Below are 19864 nucleotides of genomic sequence, written 5' to 3'. Positions count from 1 at the left end.
GGGCTAGAGGCAACGTTCGCTACGACATGACCGAGGACTTGAACTGGGCTATCGGAGGCGAGGCCGGGGACGGCATCGACTCCACCGGGAAGATCTTCGCCCAGGCACTCTCCAGGGCCGGACGACACGTCTTTACGTCGAAGGATTTCGCATCGCGAATCCGGGGCGGCTACACCGCCTACAAGATACGCACCTCCACGGACCGCGTCCAGAGTGTCGTCGATCGGCTCGACATTCTCGTCGCGCTCACCCAGCGAACCATCGACGAGAACCTCGACGAACTCCACGAAGGAAGCGCCGTCATCTACGACGGCGAACGCTCCTGGGACGCCGAGATTCCGGACGAAATCACCGCCGTCGACGTACCGCTCAAATCGCTGGCCGAGGAGGCCGGCGGCGCGATCATGCTCAACGTCGTCGCCCTCGGGGCCGCCTGCGAACTCACGGGCTTCGACGTCGCTTACCTCGACGAGGCGCTCGAGAAGCGCTTCGGCGGGAAAGGGTCGAAGATCGTCGACAACAACAAAGACGCAGCCCGCAAGGGGCGAGACTACGTCCAGGAGAACTACGACCTGGACCTGGGCTACGCCCTCGAGACGACCGACGAGGATTACGTCCTGCTCAACGGGGACGAGGCCATCGGAATGGGCGCACTCGCTGCCGGGTGTCGCTTCTACGCCGGCTACCCGATCACGCCCGCGACGAACGTGATGGAGTACCTGATCGGGCGAATCGAACAGTACGGCGGCCACGTCGTCCAGGCCGAGGACGAACTCTCGGCGATCAACATGGCCCTCGGCGCGGCCCGCGGCGGCGCCCGGTCGATGACCGCGACCTCCGGCCCCGGCATCGACCTGATGGCCGAGACGTTCGGCCTCGTGGCGACCAGCGAGACGCCGCTGGTCATCGTGGACGTGATGCGCTCGGGCCCCTCGACAGGGATGCCGACCAAGCAGGAACAGGGCGACCTCAACATGACCCTCTACGGCGGCCACGGCGAGATTCCGCGCTTCGTCGTCGCGCCGACGACCATCGACGAGTGCTTCTGGAAGACCGTCGAAGCGTTCAACTACGCCGAGAAATACCAGACGCCCGTCTACGTCGTCGCCGACCTCGCGTTGGCAGTCACCGAACAGACGTTCTCCCCCGAGACGTTCGACATGGACGCCGTCGAAATCGATCGCGGAAACTTGCTCGAGGACGACCAGGTCGCCGAGTGGCTCGACGACCAGGGCCACTTCCGCGCCCACGCCGCCACCGAGGACGGTATCAGCCCGCGCGCGATTCCCGGCATGACCGACGGCGCACACATGAGCACGGGTCTCGAGCACGACGAACTCGGGCGGCGAACCGAGGACACCGAGGTCCGCGTCGAGCAGGTCGACAAGCGCAACCGCAAGGTCGAGACCGCGAAGACCGAAGAAGAGTGGGATTACCGCGAGTTCGGCGACGAAGACGCCGACGACCTCGTCGTCTCCTGGGGCTCCAACGAGGGGGCCCTTCGAGAGGCGGTCGCCCTGCTCGAGGACGACGACGTCCCGGTCCGGGTCATCTCGGTGCCGTACATCTTCCCGCGACCAGACCTCTCCGAGGAGTTCGAGGCCGCCGACGACGTCATCGTCGTCGAGTGTAACGCGACCGGCCAGTTCGCCGACGTGCTCGAGCACGACACGCTCCAGCGGGTCAAGCGGATCAACAAGTACACTGGCGTGCGGTTCAAGGCCGACGAACTCGCCGAGGAAATTACCGCGAAACTGAAAGAGGAGGTGCCAGCACAATGAGCTCTGAGGTACGATTCACCGACTTCAAATCCGACAAGCAACCGACCTGGTGTCCCGGCTGTGGCGACTTCGGGACGATGAACGGCATGATGAAGGCCCTCGCGAACACGGGCAACGATCCCGACAACACGTTCCTCGTGGCCGGCATCGGCTGTTCGGGGAAAATCGGGACCTACATGCACAGCTACGCCATCCACGGCGTCCACGGCCGGGCCCTGCCCGTCGCGACGGGCGTCAAGATGGCCCGCCCCGACATCGAGGTCATGGCCGCCGGCGGCGACGGCGACGGCTACTCGATCGGTGCCGGTCACTTCGTCCACGCCACCCGGCGTAACGTCGACATGACCTACGTCGTCATGGACAACCGCATCTACGGGCTGACGAAGGGACAGGCCTCGCCGACCTCGCGCTCGGACTTCGAGACGTCGACGACGCCCGAAGGGTCCCAGCAGCCGCCAGTCAATCCCCTCGCGCTCGCGCTCGCCTCGGGAGCGACGTTCATCGCCCAGTCCTTCGCCTCGGACGCGATTCGCCACGCCGAGATTATCGAGGAGGCCATCGAACACGACGGCTTCGGCTTCGTCAACGTGTTCAGCCCCTGCGTGACGTTCAACGACGTCGACACCTACGACTACTTCCGTGACTCGCTCGTCGACCTGAAGGAGGAGGACCACGACCGTCACGATTACGAAGCAGCGAAGGGAGTCATCCTCGACACTGACAAGGAGTACCAGGGCGTCATGTACCAGAACGAGAACTCGATCCCCTACCACGAGCGACACGGGGTCACCGAGAACATGGCCGAGATTCCCGACGGCGCGCCCGAGAACGCTACGGACCTCGTTCGCGAGTTCTACTGAGTATCGGGTACTGAGTACCCAGTACAGAGTACCGCCACGGCTCAATTTTCGTTTCGTACCGCGTTTCGGCCCGCCGTCACTACTCGAGAGTCGGTGCGGGCACGTCTCGAGACGCCGGGTGTTCGACCGACCGCATCAGATCCTCGATGTAGACGCCTTCGTCGGGCAGTTGCGTCGGGAAACCGCCGATCAGCACGATCAGATCGTCGTCGTGTGTGAACTTCGTCACCCAGAGGGTGATCTCGAGGCGTTCGTCGTCGAACTGAGCCTCGGAGGCGAACTCGTCGACGGTCCGGTTCGCGCCCAGAATACCGAGGGCAAACGATTCGCCGGTCGGTTGCGGTTCTGCCAGGCCGTCGAACTCGCCCTCGAGTTCGCCGCCGAGTTCCTCGAGCAGTTCGTCGGTATCCATGTCGGCGAGCGGGTTCATCGTCTTTCCCCCGACCGACATCTTCGGCATGGAGATGGCGGCGAAGACGGCGGCATCCCGACTCTTTCCCTGGATGGTCACCTCGTTCGTGTACGCGACCGACCAGGCCGAGGCGGCGATTTCTCGACCGGCGGCCTCCTCGGTCACGCGTTGCCAGCCCGACTGGTACTCGGCGTAGCCCGTCGACTCGAGAGTCGCCTCGGCAGGGAGCACCGGTTCGGCGGTGTACTCGAGTGGTTCATTTCCCAGCAGAAAGTCGAGACAGCCGGCGGTCGCCGCGAGCACCCCGGTACCGGCGCCAGCCAGGACCGATCTCCGGTTGATCATTACCGGTAAGAGTCACAGCGGAAGTATATGCGTTCTGGCTACCAGTCGAGCGGACGACAATTATCCGGGTCGGCTCGAGGGAGTGTCGAGCGAACGTATCAACAGTTATCGGGGTGGGCCACGCGCGTTCTGGTATGACGGCATTTTCCAGCCGAGTGGAAGCGGTGTCGATCAGTGGAATCCGCGAAGTGTTCGAGGCCGCGGGCGAGGACGCGATCAACCTCGGCATCGGACAGCCGGACTTCCCGACCCCCGAGCACGCTCGCCAGGCGGCCGTCGACGCCATCGAGGCCGGGAAGGCCGACGCCTACACCTCCAACAAGGGCACCCTCGAGTTGCGCGAGGCAATCTCCGCGAAGTACGACCGGGACTACGGGCTCGATGTCGACCCGGGCGACGCCATCGTCACCGCGGGCGGCAGCGAGGCGCTCCACCTGGCGCTCGAGGCCCACGTCGACCCCGGCCAGGAGGTCATCTTCCCGGACCCGGGTTTCGTCGCGTACGACGCCCTGACCCGACTCGCGAGCGGAACGCCGAAGCCGGTCGACCTGCGCGAGGACCTGACCCTCGACCCCGGCGACGTCGAGGACGCGATCACCGTCGACACGGCCGCCTTCGTCGTCAACAGTCCCGGCAACCCCACGGGGGCCGTCCAGAGCGAAACCGACATGCGAGAGTTCGCCCGAATTGCCGACGAACACGACGTGCTCTGCATCTCCGACGAGGTGTACGAGCATATCGTCTTCGACGGCGAGCACCGCTCGCCAATGGAGTTCGCGAGCACCGACAACGTCGTCGTCGTCAGCGCGTGCTCGAAGACCTACTCGATGACCGGCTGGCGGCTGGGCTGGGTCGTCGGTTCGAACCGCCGCATCGAGCGAATGCTCCGGGTCCACCAGTACTGCCAGGCCTGTGCCTCTGCCCCCGCCCAGTACGCCGCCGAGGCCGCCCTCACGGGTCCCCAGGATCCCGTCGACGAGATGGTCGCCGCCTTCGAAGAGCGCCGCGACGTCGTCGTCGAAGGCCTCGAGGCGGCCGGACTCGAGGTCCCGACGCCCAAGGGCGCGTTCTACGTGATGCCGAAGGTTCCCGAGGGCTGGTGCGACGAGGTACTCTCCCGCGACGTCGTCGTCGTCCCCGGCGAAGCCTTCGGGGAAAACGGTGCGGGCTACGCTCGACTCTCCTACGCGACCAGCATGGACGAACTCGAGGAGGCCCTCGAGATTATTCAGGAAGCAACTCAAGCGGTCCGGTAAGCTCGGTACGTACAGCGGAACTAGCCCGGTAGCTGGCGGGGAACAATAGGTAGAATAGCCACAATAGGTGGGGTAGGTGAAATAAGCGAAATAGATCGGGAGGGCAGGCAGATCCCTTCGGCTGATAGATGACCTGCCCAGCGTCAATGCGTAACTATAGAATCAGTAGCGAATTGATGCATTTTTTGAAGTAATTGGGCCAGTACGATTCAGTCGGTGATACTGTTCACCTTGAAGCATCACTCGAGTCACCCAGAATCGCCGTACACAGCTCACGAGCGGATTCGAGATGTATCTTCGCCCGCTCGTGTTCGGGCGAGTCCGCTTCCGCGAGCAAGTGTGCGACCTGTCGAACTCGCTTTCGAGTCGTCGCCTCGTCCAGGTCGTTCTCCGTGGCGTCGCGGGCCACAGCTTCGGCTTCGCCGAGCCAACGGTTCGTGCGGTGGTCGATCGGGAGTTCGGCCGTGGCCTCGAGGTGGTCGTGGAGGCGATGGAGGCGAGCCTCGAGGGAGTCCGGGTCAGCCATCGCTTCACGTACGAACGCCAGCAACGTGGTTGTTCTGGACCGTCGGTTCCCTGGTTGCTGGCTCGAACGCGAAGAAAAGTGATCGAGGCGGATCGGCTCTAGATGCCTAGAGACGTTCGACCGTTTTAAGCGCGTTCGTCCGACCGGCCCCGAACTCGGGGTCGCTTCGTCCGTCCGTTCCCTCGGCGCCCTGAGCGATTGCGTCCCAGACTCGCCGAGTGTTGCTGTCGGGTGTGAGTTCGCGCACGAGTCCGGCGAGGCCGGTGACCTGCGGGGCGGCCATCGAGGTGCCGGCGGCCCAGCCGTAGCCTCCGGGAACGGTCGAGTACACGAGGTTGGTGGGGTACGGCCACTCAACCTCGTCGGAGTCCTCGCTGAGGGTCTTCTCGAGAGTCTCGTACCCGCCGCCAGGCGCGCCGACGGCGATCTCGTTCGCCCCGTAGTTCGAGTAGAACGCCCGCTCGTCGTTCGGGGCAGTTGCGCTCACCGAGAGCACCCCGGAGAGGCTGTTGGGGAGCGTGAAGAGGCCGGTCTGCTGGAGGTTCGCATCGGAGTTACCCGCGGAGCCGACGAGTAAGGTTCCGGCGCTCGTGACCGACTGGGCGATCGGTTCCATGACTCGCCGATACTGGTCGGCGTTCGCCGCTGGCGGGATCGGATCCGTACCGATGCTCATGTTCGCGGCGTCGGCCCCGATTTCCGCGGCGTACTCCATGCCGGTAAGAATGTCGCCGAAGGTGGCTCCACCCTCGGCGCCGAAGACGCGAATCGAGACGATGGTCGCATCGGGCGCCGTACCGAGCATACCGACGCTGCCGTTTGCAGCCGTCGTCCCGGCCACGTGCGTGCCGTGATACCCGACGTCGCCCGTGTGGTCGCCGACCTGACCCTCGATGATCGAAATGCTTGCGTCGGTATCGACAGTGAGGTCGGGATGCGTGTCGTCGACGCCGGTGTCGATGATCGCGACGGTCCGACCCGCGCCGGTCGCGTGTTCGTGAGCTTCCCTGACCTCCTGTACCTGTTTGTCCCAGAGGAGCTGGTCGTAGACCTGATCGACCGCCGTGCTGTCCTCGGTTCCCGACATCTCCACGACGGCGGGCGTCTCAAGTTCGAACGCGAGGTCGGGCACCGCGAGCGAGACGCCGCTGACGGACTCGAGGTCGTCGGTCGCGTCTGCCGGACCGGTCACGAGGAGCACGCGGCCGTTCGCGAGCGTAGACCGAACGTCGAATCCGGCGGCCGAGACGGCATCGGCTGCGTCGCCCGTTGTTCTGGCGAGGTAGCGCGCCTGTCCGTCGCTCGCGGTCGCGAGTCCGGTAAACGTCATCGTTGCGCCCAGTGCACCCAGTCCCTGCAAGAGTGATCGTCGTGTCGTCATTGTGTGTGAATGTCCCGTGGGAGGGATAGTATAACACAGGCGACTACCAGTATATATGTTATGTGCTTGCACGTGAGATGAACGCGACCGGTAGCTATACATCGGCGTGGTCGCCGCCCCGGGTCACCTCGAGATTGATCGATCCGTTTTTCGGCGGAGAGGATGGCTACACTGGATTGCATCGACGTCGCTACGGACGCGTTCCGCGGTAGTATTCTCGCGAGTCGAAACGTCCCTCCGGTATTATGTTTCGTGCGAACGTCTGGGGAACTATGGCACTCGCCAGACGCGGGTCCGGACTCGAGGCGGCCGCTCGAGCATACTGGTCACAGGTGCATCCGGTGTTCATGCTGCCGCCACTCGCCGCGTCGCTATTCGGTGCGATTCTCGCGCGAGGGATCGACCCCGGTGTCGCGGGCGTTCACGTCCTCGCGATGTTCGCGGCGGTTTACACCGCCCACCTCAAGGACGGCTACGTCGACTTCCACGTTCGGGGCGAGGACGACGACCACCCGCTCACCGTCGCTGGCTGTCGCGTCGGTCTCCTGGCCTCGTCGAGTCTGTTCGCCGCGTGCTGTCTCTTCTTGTACCACTCCGTCGACTGGGTCGCCGTCGCGCTCACCGTTCCGACGTGGCTCGTCGCCTACCACCACGCCCCACAACTCGACACGAATCCCCTCACGGCGACGACCGGCTATCCGCTGGGAATCGCCCTGAGCGTTCTCGGTGGGTACTACACACAGGCGACAGCGATCACCCTCCTCGCGTTCGGCTTTGCGGTCGTCTTCCTCGTCTTGCTGTCGGGAATCAAGGTGATCGACGACACGCAGGACTACGACTACGACCGCTCGATCCGCAAGCGAACCGTCGCCGTCGTCGTCGGCCCGGACCGGGCCTACGCCGTCGCCTACGGACTGATGATCGCGGGCCTGTTCGTCGTCACCGGCCTGGCTATCGCTCGCGTGTTCCCTCCCTCGAGCGTGCTCGCAGTGCTCGCGTTCGGTGCAGTCGCCGTCGTCGCCCGGCGGGCGGAACCGGAACTGGCGACGATGCTCCTCATCCGGGGATCGTACGTCTTTCTCGCCGTGCTCGTCGCCGCGGCCTGGTTCGAACCGCTCGAGGCCCTCTTCTAGATGACCGACTCCTCGACAGACGGGCTGACGCTCCCCGTGTGGGCGTAGATGCCGACGACGAGGAGGAGCCCTGCGAGGAGGGCGATTCCCGCGCTGGCGGCGTACATCACCTCGAAACCGACGGTCCTCGCCAGCGGGAGGGACACCAGGGGACCGAGTCCACCACCGACGTCGCCGAGGACGTTGTTCGTTCCCATCGCTCGCCCCATACGGTCTTCAGGGGTGAGGTCCGCCAGGAGAGCCGTGAGCGGACCGCCGACGCCACCCTGGCCGGCACCGATGAGGGCACAGCCGACGACCACGGCGACGAACGAGCCTGCGAGGGTCAACACCAGGAAGCCGACCGCGTTCAACAGCAGGAAAGACACGAGCACGGGTACTCGCGCGCCGACAGTGTCGCTCGCGACGCCACCAGAGATGGTGAAGATGGCACCTATGAGCACGGTAATCGCCATGAGCATCCCCGAGGTTCCCTGCTCCCCGAAGTTGACATCGAAACCCAGGAGCGTCGTCGAAATGGTCAGCGACTCAGCGCCGAGGTAGAGCACCAGCGTCGAGAACAGGATGCCCACGTAGGCGAAGTAGAGCCCGAAGTTCACGAACCCGACCGTCAGCGCCGGCACCGTCACCTCGAGGTCGAGTGGACTCACCGACGAATCGTGTTCCTCGACGTGAGTCTCCGGAACCACGGCGTAGGCAATAATGCTCGCCAACCCGGCGAAGGCCGCCGCGAGGACGAACGCCGTCGAGTTGCCGTACACCTCGCTCGCGACCCCGCCGAGTACCAGCCCCGCCGGAAACCCGAACGTGATCCCCGCCCGGACGATGCCCATGCTCGTTCCCCGAGAATCGGCCTCGCTCACGTCCGCGGTGATGGTGTACGCCGTGGCGAACACGAGCGCGCTTCCGAGTCCCCAGAGAACCCTGGCGAGCACGAACCACGCTTCCGGACTCGAGGAGACGACGCCCACCGCGGAACCGAGGGGGGTGTCGGGCCTCGAAGCGTACATTGCGAGCACGTACCCAAAGGTGGCTACTCCCTCGATCGCCAGTCCGACGACGAACGGTGTGCGGGTGCCGATCCGGTCGATGAGCACACCCGCAGGCGCGTTCGCCACCAGTCGCGTCCAGCGGTTCGCCGAGAGAATGAGACCCACCATGACCGCCGAGATGCCGAGCACCTCGCCGAGGTTCGGCAAAATCGGGAAGACGACCCCGCCGCCGAAGCCGACGAAGAAGGTACTCGCGACGACGGCGAACACGACACGGCGGGGGCTGGGTTCGGCAGAGATCGAGTCCGGCACGGCGAGACACTCGGTGTTTCGTTTCGAGACACGGTCGACGCCCGTTTGGTTCTTGCGAAGGCGGCATTCGAGGGGCGAACGCGAGTTCGACGACGCTGATGAAAAGTAGCGCTTCCGGATGCGTTCAGGCGCTTTCAGACGCCGTCAGAACGTATCCAACTCGCCGTCGATGACGCGCTGGGTGATGTCCGTGACGTTCGCGAGGCCGTCATCCACGATAGCCTCGATTTCGGGGCGGACGGTCTCGAGGTCGACGTTGTCTTCGGTGACGACGTGAACGTCGGCGACGTGAGGTTCGTCGATCGGTCGCCCGATTTGGCTCAGGAGGCGCACCCGGAGGTCACGGATGCCGTCGACTTCGCTCACGACGTTCTCCGCGATGTCCGTCGAGAGGAGATTGTAGATCTTGCCGATGTGGTTGACCGGGTTCTTCCCGCTCGTGGCCTCCATCGACATCGACCGATTTGGGGTAATGAGGCCGTTTGCGCGATTGCCGCGGCCGACGGAGCCGTCGTCACCCTGTTCGGCGGAGGTGCCGGTGACAGTCAGGTAGATCGATCCAGCCTCGACGGCGTCGGCGGTGTTGACGTAGACCGAGACGTCGCGGTCGGTGTACTCGCTCGCGACGTCGGCGACGTACTCACGTACCGACGCCACGGCGTCGACGTAGGCGTCCATGTCGGGCACGTGCTCGTCGATCATCGCCGCGGCGACGGTCACGTCGATGCTGTCGCCCTCGCGCTTGCCCATAATCTTCACGTCCGAGCCGAGGTAGGGGTTCTCGGCGGCGAACTCGCGGTTGAGGCGCTGCTCGGCGTTGTAGACGATCTGTTCGGTCTCCGACAGCGGCGCGTGACCGACGCCGAAACTCGTGTCGTTGGCCATCGGCACCTGCACTTCGTCCTCCCCGAAGACGTCCTGCAGGTCACCGCTCCCCTCGCCCAGCTTCACGTCGACGACGACGTCCTCGCCGAAGGTGAGTTTAGGGATCTCGGCCTCGAGGTACTCGCGGGCGGCCGTCAGCGCGATGCGCTCGGTGGGGATGGTCTGTCCATCGTAGTGTTTGGTCGCGCGACCGACGATCAAAATGTAGATCGGGTCGACGACCTCGCCGCCGCCGAAGGCGGGGGCGGCTTCCCCGGCGACCAGCTGGGTCTCGTCCGTGTTGAAGTGAAGCACCTTCCCGACCCTGTCGAGGTACTCGCGGGCGAGTGCGCTGCCGACGCTCTCGGCGATTCCGTCACAGATCGAATCGGGGTGACCGATCCCCTTTCGCTCGACGATTTCGACCTCCTGGTCCTCGACTGCGCTGCGGTCGATCCGTTCGACCCTGATGTTCCGTTCGCTCATTACTCGAGGTTGCGCTGGGGTGGTTCTATAACTTGCGAAAACGTTGACGGGCAGAAATATGCGGCGGGGTTATACACCGATGGCCGGGTCTGTCCATCGTTCGACTGTCGAATACTCGAGCGCTCACGTCCCACGGTGTACTGGTGCAAGACCTGTCGACGTCGGTGCTGTCTGATCCTTTTGATGCCCAGTTCGACCGACACAGGAAGTAAAAACGGTGGTGAGCGCGACTCGTTGACCGAAACCGATTTACCAGTTAGTGTTGACGTAGTTCCATGTCCTCCATCTACAATCGGCGACGTATTCCTACCCGATACGGCATCGTCCTCGGAGCGATTGTATTGGTTAGTTTCGCCTACGCGGTGATCACTGCGAAAATCCTCCTCTGGGTATGGGGGCTCTTCGCGTTGCTCTCCCTCGGACTATCCGTGTTCGTGGTCTACCTCTTCTATCGGCTGGTGCGTGCTGTCGAACGGATCGCCTACGAACAGTGATCGAGGAGCAGTTCGCTCGAGTCGCAGGTGTGCTAAAACGGAGAAATCACGATCGAAGCGACGATTCACCTGTCAGGAGCGCACTGGTGTATCCGTCGGTGTTCCGGAGTTCCTCGAGAGGAGTCGGTGGCGATGGGGGTGCCCCAAGGGACTGAACCGGTAATTCCCAGTGTCCCACATCACGCCACGTTCCGTTCTTGTATCCAACGTTGCGGTACACACCGACTTTTTCGAATCCACGCGATTCGTGAAACGCGACGCTCCGAGGGTTCGGTAGTGCGATTACAGCGTACGCATTGCGCAATCCCTGCAGGTCCAGGAGCGCGAAGAGCGATTCGTAGAGCGCGCTCGCAATTCCCTTCCGTTGCCAGGCCTCGTTCACGTACACGGAGACGTCGACTGCCCACTGGTACGCTGGGCGCTCGTTGTGCGTGCTCGCGTACGCGTAGCCCGTTATTTGGCCGTCGTACTCACACACCAGCCACGGCAATCGTTCCACAGTATTTCGGATGCGTTGAGCCATCTCTTCGACGGTCGGGGGATGAGTTTCAAACGAAATGTGCGTCTTTTCGACGATCGGGGTATAAATCGCTGTAATAGCATCTGCATCCCCCTCCGTTGCCAGCCGAATTGTCGGTTCCATTTGCGGGAATACGGAACCATGCACCAAAAGTACCGTCCGGCGAGGTGATGCATACACGAGTATCTCTTACGACCACCATCATTTCCCCACCCAGTATTTGCGTGAGTTGTACAGCAGTAATGACCGTATCCTTTCGTGGAGCACCTCTGCCAGCGAGGTTCAGTAAAACCTGGCGCCGTCGAAATCCTCAATTAGTGATAGTTTAGCGGAGCTATGCTGAATAGAGAGAATGTATGGAGCAGAGCAAGATTCGTTTTTGAGATAGCTCTAGATTGGTGCAAAAAAGTTCAACTCCTCTCATGTCCTCCTTACGAAAGCTATGGAACGATACGTCGATGGATTCGTCATCCCGATCCTGAACGAACAGCTCGATGCATACCGTGAAATGGCCAGCGAGGCCGGAAAGCTCTGGATCGAACACGGCGCTCTCGAGTATTTCGAAGGGGTCGGAGACGACATGGAGCCCGACATGGACGGCATGCCGATGGTAACCTTCCCACAACTCGCAGACACAGGGGACGACGAGACGGTCGTGTTTTCATTTATCGTCTTCGAGTCGCGGGATCACCGCGACGAAGTGAACGCGAAGGTGATGGAAGATCCTACAATGGACTCCGACAACTACGGAGAGGAGATGCCCTTCGATCCGGAGCGCATGGCGTACGGTGGTTTCCGTTCACTCGTCAGCTACGAGTAACCATCGTCGTGTATCGTGCAGTCTTGACGAACCCCGAGATAGACTGGTTGTGGGTCGTACGCGCCACTTCGGATCTGATGAATCGCCTTCGCCGTCGAATAGTGGTTCCCGTCCACGACAATCGACGCTTCATCGGGGTCGGGTTGAAAGAGTGTTAATCGTTCCTCGTGCGTCGTCGTTTCGAAGCTGTCAGCGAGCCGCTTGATATGGGCTACGTCAATATCTTCGAACGTGTCCGGTAATTCCGACTCGACGATACGCTTTGCGGCCCCTCGTATCGTGTTATCTGGCGAGAGCTTTCGCCACGAGCTGTCTGCTGGTCCGTCAATTACTTTGAGACGTAGAAATTCCGTCTTATCCAGCTCCGCTGCATACCACGTGATATGATGTTGCCAAATGAATGCGGCCTGAAACGGGCACTGACAGAGTAGTTCCCCAACGAGCTCCCACTCCGCTTCCTTCCGCTCAAAGTCAAAGTCTCGATAGAGTTTTTTATTTTCACGACGGAGCCAATTCCGGGCTACTTCAGCCAGGGGAATTCCTGTTTGTCCCATTTGGCAGAGATGGACATCGAGAGCCAAATCATTGGCGCTGAAACTTCAATTGTGTACTAAGGGCTCTATCCCCTCGTCATCCGTACTAAACCCGAACACATGTTGAACTTCATGCAAATACACGTCGTGTATTCAGCACACAGTTTCTATCAACTTCTGAGGGGTTCAACAGAGCCCAAAACCTCTAAGGAGAGTATCATTCTCGAGCAGCCGAACCCGATCACGACGAACGGGCGCTGATCGCTCGTTTCCACTGTCCAGGTATTCGGTCCCCAGAAGACCTATTGTCGAGGCATCGATCCGTCAACGTATGCCGGGTGCACGCATCACGAGCAGTGAGCGAGTCACGCTTCGCACGGTGGAACGCGAAGATGTTCCGTTTCTCCAGCGGGCGTTCGCCAACCCCGAGATCAGGTATCCGATCGGTAACCCCCTCCGGAATCAAGAGCAAGTAGAAATCTCCACCGATGACGACGACAGCGACCAGTTTCTCGTCTGCCTCGACGACGGGCGGCCGGGTCAACCCGACGAGGACGACGTGGAGCGACTCGGCGTCGTCTACGTCGGCGACGCCCACTACCGACGACCGGAACTGGGCTACTGGCTCTCGCCAGCGTACCACGGTCAGGGGTACGGCTCCGAGGCCGTCTCGCTCGTCGTCGACTACGTCTTTCGCGTCTACGATCACCCCGCCGTCGGCGCCGGCGTCTTCGACTTCAACGACGCCTCTCGAGGCCTGCTCGAGTCGCTGGGTTTCGAGGAGGAGGGGCGGATCCGTCGTGATCGGTTCATCGACGGCGCGTACCGCGATATGATTCAGTACGGCCTCCTTCGCGAGGCGTGGCGAGAGCGGTAGTCGGCGGCGTCTGTGAACATTGGCAGGAACGGTCACCCCGGTCGACACGTCGGAATCGTTTCCCCTGTGAGTTGTGAACTTATAACACTCGAGGCCGTACACGACTCCGGTGTTCCCAATGGGCAAAGACATCCTCATGATCGTCGGCGACTTCGGCGAAGACCTCGAGATAATGGTCCCGTTCCAGGCGTTGCAGATGGTCGGCCACGACGTCGACGCCGTGTGTCCGGACAAAGACGCGGGCGAGACGGTCAAGACGGCGATTCACGACTTCCGCGGCGATCAGACGTACCTCGAGGAGCGCGGTCACGACTTCGAGTTGAACGCGACGATGGACGAGATCGACCCTGCCGACTACGACGCACTCTGCGTCCCCGGCGGCCGCGCGCCGGAGTACCTCCGGACCTACGACGAGGTCATCGACGCCGTCCAGCACTTCTTCGAGGAAGACAAACCCGTGGCGACGCTCTGTCACGGCCCGCAGATTCTCGCCGCGGCGGACGTCCTCGAGGGCTACGAGATGACCTCGTACCCGGCGGTCCGCGCGGAGTGTGAGGCTGCTGGCTGTTCGTGGGTCGACGGTGTCGTCCGCGACGGCAACCTCGTCACCGGCCAGGCCTGGCCCGACCACGCCGAGTGGCTTGCGGAGTTCCTCGACCTGCTCGGAACGGACATCAGCCACGCCGAGGCCGCGACGGCCGACTGAATCGCCTGTTTCACAACTCGTCCCGCGCCAGCTGCTGAACCGCCTTTTCGCAATCCTTTCTCCGCTCTTCCACCCCGCTCATCCCTCGAGTAAGAGCTCCAGGTACGACGTTCGAAGCTGTGCCGCAGGATCGAGGTCGAGACGTTCGAGAATCGTTGCCGCTCCCTCACGAACCGCCTCGATCTCGGCTTCAGTCTCGGCGTCGGCCTCCACCTCGACGAACTCGCCGGCCCCCTCGACTGCGTCGAGCGTGACGGTGTACCCCTCGAGCGAGTAGCGCTCGCGGCGTTTCTCGACCGTCGCGACGGGCTCGAAGCCGAGCTCCGTGAGCGCGGCGTCCATCGTCTCGCCGTCGCCAACGGCCGTTTCGTGTTCGGTACGGGTCTTCGAGTCGTCTTCGAGCAGCGGCCCTTTGTAGGTCACTCGAGCCTCGTGGTCGACGTCGTGGATGGCGACGGCGGTGTCGGCATCAGCGTCGGTATCTGAGTCGTCTTCCGTCTCTCGCCGAATGCGAAGCGCCTCGTCGGACTTGGCGAACGACCGGTGAGGGGCGTCGTAGTAGGTATCCGCTTGGACGACCGTCGCCTCGTGCGTCGCACCGAGGGCCTCGAGACGCGCTCGGACCGGCTCGAGAGTCGCGGGAACCTCGACCTTGAGTTCGACTTCGTACATACGTCGCTCGAGGGCCGGGAGCCATAGGAACGTGTCGTTCCACGGTTGACTCTCGCTCTCGGTCACGAACTCGGTGTTCGAGCGGGAAGGAACTGGTAACGAGCGGAAACCGAGCGCCCGAACGAAAACGTCGGTCTTAAATGCGGACGGCTGATGGTACCACGTATGACCGAGGAAGAGGAGGCCGAGACATCGGCCGATGACGTCGAAACGGAAGCCGAAGACACCGAAGCCGAGGAGAGCGAGCCCGAGAGCGGGTTCCAGCCCGGTGACTTCGTGAAGATCGCCTACACCGCTCGCACCGTCGAGGGTGACCAGCTCGTCGACACGACCGACGCCGAGGTCGCTGAGGAGGAGGGCGTCGACGCCCAGGATCGAGAGTTCGCCCCGCGAACGATCGTCCTCGGAGAGGGCCACATCTTCGGCGCCGTCGAGGACGCCATCATCGGCAGCGAAGCCGGTGAGGAGGGCGAGGTTACCATCCCCGCCGAGGAGGCCTTCGGCGAGTACGACAACGACGCCGTCGAGACGATCAGCGCGGACAAGATCGACGAGGACGACCGCTACCCCGGCGCGCACGTCCACATCGACGGCCGTCACGGCTACATCAGTACCATCGTCGGCGGGCGCGCCCGCGTCGACTTCAATCACCCCCTCGCCGGAGAGGACGTCGAGTACGAGTACGAGGTCGTCGAGGAAGTCGACGACCGCGAGGAGCAGGCCGCTGGTCTCTTCGGGATGTACCTCGAGACGGAGCCCGACCTCTGGATCGAAACCGACGAGGTCGAAGAAGAGGTTCCCATCGAGTCCGACGACGATGACGAGGAAGACGAAGACGCCGAACCCGAGTTCGAAACCGAAGTTGTCGAGAAGAAGACCCTCTACGTCGAGTCCACGCCCCAGATGGCGATGAACCAGCAGTGGATGTTCCAGAAGCAACAGATCGCACAGGACGTCATGGACAAGGTCGGCGTCGACCGCGTCATCGTCCAGGAAGTCATCGAGGGGATGGGCGGCATGATGGGCGGTATGGGTGGCATGATGGGCGGCATGGGTGGTGCCGGCGCTGGCGACGAGGCCGACATCGAGGCCGCGCTCGAGGACGCCGACGTCGACGCCGACGAAATCGTCGAGGAACTCGAAGCCGAAGTCGAAGCCAACGACGAGTAAGCCCAGTTTTTCGATTCTTCGAACCCCAGCAGCGGTCGCTGTCCTGTGGTTCGTGACTTCTCGAGCGGACGTACTGGTCGGCCGATACTGTGATAGTCGTCCACTTTTTTGTAGACGACAATGCGGCACGTCCTCCCAGTACGTTCGGTAGCCGACGGCCAGCGCGTCGTGATGGCGCTCGGCGTCGCGTACGTCGTGTTGTCCGTCCTCCCCATCGTTTTTCCTGGGAGCGACGAGCTCCCACGGGGCGCCCTCCTGATGGTCGTCGTCCTGACGGCTATGCCAGGACTGGTTCTGCTCTACGGCGGCTATCGATTGCCACAATCGACCATTCACGCGGCGCTCTACGGCCGGATCGCCGGCTGGTGTCTCGGCGCGATCGGGGTCATGGTCACGATTATCGCCACCTCGAGTCTCGTCAGCGACCTGACGAGCGTCGTTCCGAACGTGCTGATCCTCACTGCACTGAGCGCCCTCGCCGGGTTCGGAATGGGCGTCTACGATGCACAGGCGCGAACTCGAGCACGGGAGGCCGAGCAACGGAGCCAGGAACTCGCCTACCAGAACAATCGACTGGAGAGCTTCGCGGGCATGCTCGCCCACGAACTGCGGAACCCATTGACGATCGCGAAAGGCTACCACGACCAGTCCCGTCCGCGGGACGAAGACGCCGCCAGACAGGTGGCACTCGCCCACGAGCGTATCGAGGAGATGATCGACATCCTCCTCGTTATCGTCGGTGAATCGCCCATCCACGTCGACGAGGAACGGGTCGACCTCGCGGCCGTGGCCGAGCAGGCGTGGGACGCCACCGAGGAAACGGCGACGGCCACGCTCGTCCTCGACACCGACCGATCGATCCGCGGCGACGCGGTGCACCTGCATTATCTGCTGGCGAACCTCTTCCAAAACAGCTTGGAACACGCTCACGAGGGCGTGACCGTTCGCGTCGGCGACCTCGAGGACGGCTTCTTCGTCGAGGACGACGGCCCCGGTATCCCGCCTGAGACGCACAGCCAGGTCGTCGAACCGGGATTTACGACGAGTTCACGCGGGACCGGGCTCGGCCTGACGCTCGTCACGCAGCTAGCTGCGATCTACGACTGGGAGTGGGTGCTCGCCGAGAGTGGAGATGGTGGCGCCCGGTTCGAGTTCACCGAGGTCGACCTCGGGTAGTCCGTTGCTGAGACACGGGTAGCTCGTTCTCGAGAGTTGAATCGCGCGCTGCCGAGACTCGAGTGGCCCGCTCTCGAGACCCGAACCGTCCGTAAAAGCATCCGTCGTCACGCGATGTCCCGACTCGTGTCGATCTCGACCCGTTCGGAGAGCTGGAGCTTGATGATCTCCGGGGAGGCGCCGCCACCACGGAACTTCGGGATCGCCAGGTGGTTCTCGATTTCGGTTCCGTCGAGGGAGGTTCGCAGATCGAAGACCGCGTCGGCCACGTGTTCGGTAGTCGGACGGTTGTCCGGCGGGTTGGGGCGCTTGAGACAGTGAAGGACGGCGATCGAGCCAGTCTCGAGCATGTGGGACTTGAGGTCGTTGAGAAACTCGAGGTAGGCGTCGCCGTTGGCGCGCTCGAGGACGTCCATCGTGTCGATGATGAGGTTCGCGCCGTCGGGCAGGGCGCTGATGAGGCGGGTCGCTTCCTCGAGTGGGTCGGATTCGGTGACCTGGCGAACGGTGGGACTGCCGACTCGACTCATCGAGGATTCGATGGCGTGGCGGACGGTGTCGTCGGTTCGCTCGGTCGTCAGGTACAGGGTGCCGCGAGCGGCCGTCAGTTCGTACAGGAGCAGTTCCGACTGGCTGGCGGGGCTCGCGGTGTAGGCAACGACACAACCCGGGGGCAATCCGCCGTCTAACTTCCGATCAAGCACGTCGATACCCGTTTCCAGCCGACCAACCATGCGATTGTGACCTCTTGTCGCAGCGCCCGCATAACTCTTTGGCCCGAATCGCCGTTCACTCGGGCGGTTCCGGGAAATCTCACCGTGCGGCATTGTATTATTGACCAGTCGAACTCGAATAATCGGCGGACGTACGTCAGACGGCCCAAAACGTTTATTCGGCCGCGAACTGCTTGTAAGAGACAATGGTCGAACTAGGCGACGTATTTGGGGATCTCTTTTCGGACGTCGACGCGGTCGCGCTCTTTGCGCCCAGCGGATCGTACTACGACCGCCTGGCGGCCGTCGACGACCTCGAGGTAATCGTCGTCGGGACCGAAAACACCGTCAGCGCCGAGACGTTCGTTGAGTTGCCCCTCGAGTTCCAGGACGTCTCCGAGCGGATCCGGTTCGGACTCGAAGGTGGTCTGGAACAGGGCATCATCGAGGACGGCGACGAACTGGCCTGCGCGACGAGCGTCTTCGGCGACGGCATCGACACCGTCTCGCGGGTCCGGGCGAACATCGACAACCAGTCGGGTATCTACAACCTCTTCGCGAAATCGCGGGCCGACCCCGACGTCATCAAGGCCGTCCTCGAACTGGCGGTCGAACTCGGGAAGAAGGGCCAGAAGGGCAAACCCGTCGGCGCGCTGTTCATCGTCGGCGACGCCGGAAAAGTGATGAACAAGTCCCGGCCGCTTTCGTACAACCCCTTCGAGAAGTCCCACGTCCACGTCGGCGATCCGATTGTGAACGTCATGCTCAAGGAGTTCTCCCGGCTCGACGGCGCGTTCGTCATCTCGGACTCGGGCAAACTCGTCTCGGCGTACCGCTACCTCGAGCCTTCCGCAGAGGGCGTCGACATCCCGAAGGGGCTGGGCGCCCGGCACATGGCCGGCGGGGCGATTACGCGAGATACGAACGCGATCGCGATCGTCCTCTCCGAGAGCGACGGGATGGTGCGCGCGTTCAAGGCCGGAGAGATTATTCTGGAGGTCGACCCGGAGGAGTACTGACATGGAGATACAGACGATCGTCGACGAACCCGTCGTGATAGCGCTGGCCGTACTGGTTCTCGGCCTCGTCGTCGGATACGTCGTCGGTCGACTGAACGAAGAACTCCTGCGGGCAGCCGAGGTCCCGGAGGCCGTCGAGGGAACGCCGTTCGAGCGAACCGCCCAGTCGCTCGGCACCTCGACGGTCAAGATCGTCGCCCGTCTCAGTTCCTGGTTCATTTACGGCATCGCCCTGCTAACGGCGATTCACATCGCCCAGCTCCTACCGACGGAGGCGTTCTGGCAGACCATCTGGACGTTCGTTCCGCAGGTGTTCGTCGCGGTCCTCGTCGTCCTCGTCGGGTTCGTCGTTGCCGATAAGGCCGAACTGGCTGTCAGCGAGTACCTTCGGGGGGTCAAACTCCCCGAGGTCTCGATCATCCCCAGGGTCGTCAAGTACTCCGTCCTCTTCGTCGCCTTTCTCATCGCGCTCGCCCAGATCAACGTGGCGGTCTTGCCGCTTCTGATCCTCCTGACCGTCTACACCACCGGCCTCGTCCTGATCGGCGCGTTCGCGTTCAAGGACTTCCTGGTCTCGAGTGCGGTCGGCATTTACCTGCTGCTCAACCAGCCCTACGGGATCGGCGATCGCGTCGAGATCGGCGACCACGCGGGGATCGTCCAGGAGGTGGACCTCTTCGTGACGAAGATCGAGTCGGACTCGAGGGAACACGTCATCCCGAATCGTGTAGTCTTCGAGGACGGGTTCGTCCGGATCCGAGACTGACTGTTCTTCGAGGGCGGGTTCGTGCGCTGGTGCTGGTGCTGACGCTGGCA

21 protein-coding genes are annotated in these 19864 nt (G+C 62.9%); 12 read left to right on the top strand and 9 right to left on the bottom strand.

From position 1 onward, the window contains the following. Positions 1 to 26 precede the first annotated feature (26 nt). Both ACFQO4_RS00220 and ACFQO4_RS00215 read left to right on the top strand, forming a co-directional pair. The gene (locus tag ACFQO4_RS00220; protein WP_500259016.1) at positions 27 to 1781 is read left to right on the top strand and encodes a 2-oxoacid:acceptor oxidoreductase subunit alpha; all 1755 of its coding nucleotides are present in this window, start codon (positions 27 to 29) and stop codon (positions 1779 to 1781) included. Beyond that, a complete protein-coding gene (locus ACFQO4_RS00215) occupies positions 1778 to 2641 on the top strand; it encodes a 2-oxoacid:ferredoxin oxidoreductase subunit beta (RefSeq protein WP_500259015.1) in 864 nt (287 codons plus the stop codon). The genes ACFQO4_RS00220 and ACFQO4_RS00215 overlap by 4 nt, the downstream gene beginning before the upstream one ends. A 79-nt stretch (positions 2642 to 2720) precedes the next feature. Here the strand turns inward: ACFQO4_RS00215 and ACFQO4_RS00210 are convergent, their stop codons facing one another. Further along, positions 2721 to 3398: a DUF6517 family protein gene (locus ACFQO4_RS00210; protein WP_500259014.1), complete on the bottom strand. Its 678-nt coding sequence runs from the start codon at positions 3396 to 3398 to the stop codon at positions 2721 to 2723. Positions 3399 to 3532: 134 nt separating this feature from the next. Between ACFQO4_RS00210 and ACFQO4_RS00205 the strand changes: the two genes are divergently transcribed. Further along, positions 3533 to 4654: a pyridoxal phosphate-dependent aminotransferase gene (locus ACFQO4_RS00205; protein WP_500259013.1), complete on the top strand. Its 1122-nt coding sequence runs from the start codon at positions 3533 to 3535 to the stop codon at positions 4652 to 4654. A gap of 226 nt (positions 4655 to 4880) precedes the next feature. Here the strand turns inward: ACFQO4_RS00205 and ACFQO4_RS00200 are convergent, their stop codons facing one another. Both ACFQO4_RS00200 and ACFQO4_RS00195 read right to left on the bottom strand, forming a co-directional pair. Continuing rightward, positions 4881 to 5180 carry a DUF8152 family protein gene (locus ACFQO4_RS00200; protein WP_500259012.1) on the bottom strand — a complete coding sequence of 100 codons (300 nt, stop codon included), beginning with the start codon at positions 5178 to 5180 and terminating at the stop codon, positions 4881 to 4883. Between the two features lie 106 nt (positions 5181 to 5286). Beyond that, on the bottom strand, positions 5287 to 6561 hold the full coding sequence (locus ACFQO4_RS00195) for a S8 family peptidase (RefSeq protein ID WP_500259011.1): 1275 nt from the start codon (positions 6559 to 6561) through the stop codon (positions 5287 to 5289). Between the two features lie 272 nt (positions 6562 to 6833). Between ACFQO4_RS00195 and ACFQO4_RS00190 the strand changes: the two genes are divergently transcribed. Then, on the top strand, positions 6834 to 7694 hold the full coding sequence (locus ACFQO4_RS00190; RefSeq protein ID WP_500259010.1) for a UbiA family prenyltransferase: 861 nt from the start codon (positions 6834 to 6836) through the stop codon (positions 7692 to 7694). On the opposite strand, the gene ACFQO4_RS00185 is transcribed toward ACFQO4_RS00190, so the two are convergent. Together ACFQO4_RS00185 and ACFQO4_RS00180 are read right to left on the bottom strand one after the other, a co-directional pair. Next, positions 7691 to 8998 carry an MFS transporter gene (locus ACFQO4_RS00185; protein WP_500259009.1) on the bottom strand — a complete coding sequence of 436 codons (1308 nt, stop codon included), beginning with the start codon at positions 8996 to 8998 and terminating at the stop codon, positions 7691 to 7693. The genes ACFQO4_RS00190 and ACFQO4_RS00185 overlap by 4 nt on opposite strands. Before the next feature lie 144 nt (positions 8999 to 9142). After that, a complete protein-coding gene (locus ACFQO4_RS00180) occupies positions 9143 to 10348 on the bottom strand; it encodes a methionine adenosyltransferase (RefSeq protein WP_500259008.1) in 1206 nt (401 codons plus the stop codon). A gap of 275 nt (positions 10349 to 10623) precedes the next feature. Between ACFQO4_RS00180 and ACFQO4_RS00175 the strand changes: the two genes are divergently transcribed. Next, positions 10624 to 10842 carry a DUF8066 domain-containing protein gene (locus ACFQO4_RS00175; protein WP_500259007.1) on the top strand — a complete coding sequence of 73 codons (219 nt, stop codon included), beginning with the start codon at positions 10624 to 10626 and terminating at the stop codon, positions 10840 to 10842. A 46-nt stretch (positions 10843 to 10888) separates the two neighbouring features. On the opposite strand, the gene ACFQO4_RS00170 is transcribed toward ACFQO4_RS00175, so the two are convergent. After that, entirely contained in the window at positions 10889 to 11485 is a 597-nt protein-coding gene (locus tag ACFQO4_RS00170) for an arsinothricin resistance N-acetyltransferase ArsN1 family B (protein ID WP_500259006.1), read from the bottom strand. 319 nt (positions 11486 to 11804) lie between these two features. Between ACFQO4_RS00170 and ACFQO4_RS00165 the strand changes: the two genes are divergently transcribed. Then, entirely contained in the window at positions 11805 to 12182 is a 378-nt protein-coding gene (locus ACFQO4_RS00165; RefSeq protein ID WP_500259005.1) for a DUF1428 domain-containing protein, read from the top strand. Here the strand turns inward: ACFQO4_RS00165 and ACFQO4_RS00160 are convergent. After that, positions 12173 to 12736, bottom strand: coding sequence for a hypothetical protein (locus ACFQO4_RS00160; protein WP_500259004.1), 564 nt, complete (start codon positions 12734 to 12736; stop codon positions 12173 to 12175). The two genes, ACFQO4_RS00165 and ACFQO4_RS00160, sit on opposite strands and share 10 nt — an antisense overlap. A 310-nt stretch (positions 12737 to 13046) precedes the next feature. Between ACFQO4_RS00160 and ACFQO4_RS00155 the strand changes: the two genes are divergently transcribed. Both ACFQO4_RS00155 and ACFQO4_RS00150 read left to right on the top strand, forming a co-directional pair. Beyond that, positions 13047 to 13592 carry a GNAT family N-acetyltransferase gene (locus ACFQO4_RS00155; protein WP_500259003.1) on the top strand — a complete coding sequence of 182 codons (546 nt, stop codon included), beginning with the start codon at positions 13047 to 13049 and terminating at the stop codon, positions 13590 to 13592. 118 nt (positions 13593 to 13710) lie between these two features. After that, complete coding sequence (locus tag ACFQO4_RS00150; protein WP_500259002.1) at positions 13711 to 14298, top strand: DJ-1/PfpI family protein; 588 nt, start codon at positions 13711 to 13713, stop codon at positions 14296 to 14298. 78 nt (positions 14299 to 14376) lie between these two features. Here ACFQO4_RS00150 and cyaB read toward each other — a convergent pair whose 3' ends face one another. Continuing rightward, positions 14377 to 14970: a class IV adenylate cyclase gene (gene cyaB / locus ACFQO4_RS00145; RefSeq protein WP_500259001.1), complete on the bottom strand. Its 594-nt coding sequence runs from the start codon at positions 14968 to 14970 to the stop codon at positions 14377 to 14379. Between the two features lie 165 nt (positions 14971 to 15135). Here cyaB and ACFQO4_RS00140 point away from each other — a divergent pair, with 165 nt between their 5' ends. After that, on the top strand, positions 15136 to 16140 hold the full coding sequence (locus ACFQO4_RS00140; RefSeq protein WP_500259000.1) for an FKBP-type peptidyl-prolyl cis-trans isomerase: 1005 nt from the start codon (positions 15136 to 15138) through the stop codon (positions 16138 to 16140). A gap of 120 nt (positions 16141 to 16260) precedes the next feature. After that, positions 16261 to 17316 carry a sensor histidine kinase gene (locus tag ACFQO4_RS00135; RefSeq protein ID WP_500258999.1) on the top strand — a complete coding sequence of 352 codons (1056 nt, stop codon included), beginning with the start codon at positions 16261 to 16263 and terminating at the stop codon, positions 17314 to 17316. Between the two features lie 107 nt (positions 17317 to 17423). Here the strand turns inward: ACFQO4_RS00135 and ACFQO4_RS00130 are convergent, their stop codons facing one another. Further along, positions 17424 to 18050: an RAD55 family ATPase gene (locus tag ACFQO4_RS00130; protein ID WP_500258998.1), complete on the bottom strand. Its 627-nt coding sequence runs from the start codon at positions 18048 to 18050 to the stop codon at positions 17424 to 17426. Positions 18051 to 18235: 185 nt separating this feature from the next. On the opposite strand from ACFQO4_RS00130, the gene dacZ reads away from it, so the two are divergent. Then, a complete protein-coding gene (gene dacZ / locus ACFQO4_RS00125) occupies positions 18236 to 19048 on the top strand; it encodes a diadenylate cyclase DacZ (protein ID WP_254156206.1) in 813 nt (270 codons plus the stop codon). A 1-nt stretch (position 19049) separates the two neighbouring features. After that, positions 19050 to 19814, top strand: a complete 765-nt coding sequence (locus ACFQO4_RS00120) for a mechanosensitive ion channel domain-containing protein (protein WP_500258997.1) — start codon at positions 19050 to 19052, stop codon at positions 19812 to 19814. Positions 19815 to 19864 lie beyond the last annotated feature (50 nt).

Source organism: Saliphagus sp. GCM10025334, from assembly GCF_042663485.1.
In the GTDB taxonomy this organism is placed as follows: Archaea; Halobacteriota; Halobacteria; order Halobacteriales; family Natrialbaceae; genus Natronosalvus.
The sequence above is the reverse complement of the archived record's forward strand: the minus strand, read 5'-3'. Positions and strand labels throughout refer to the sequence as shown.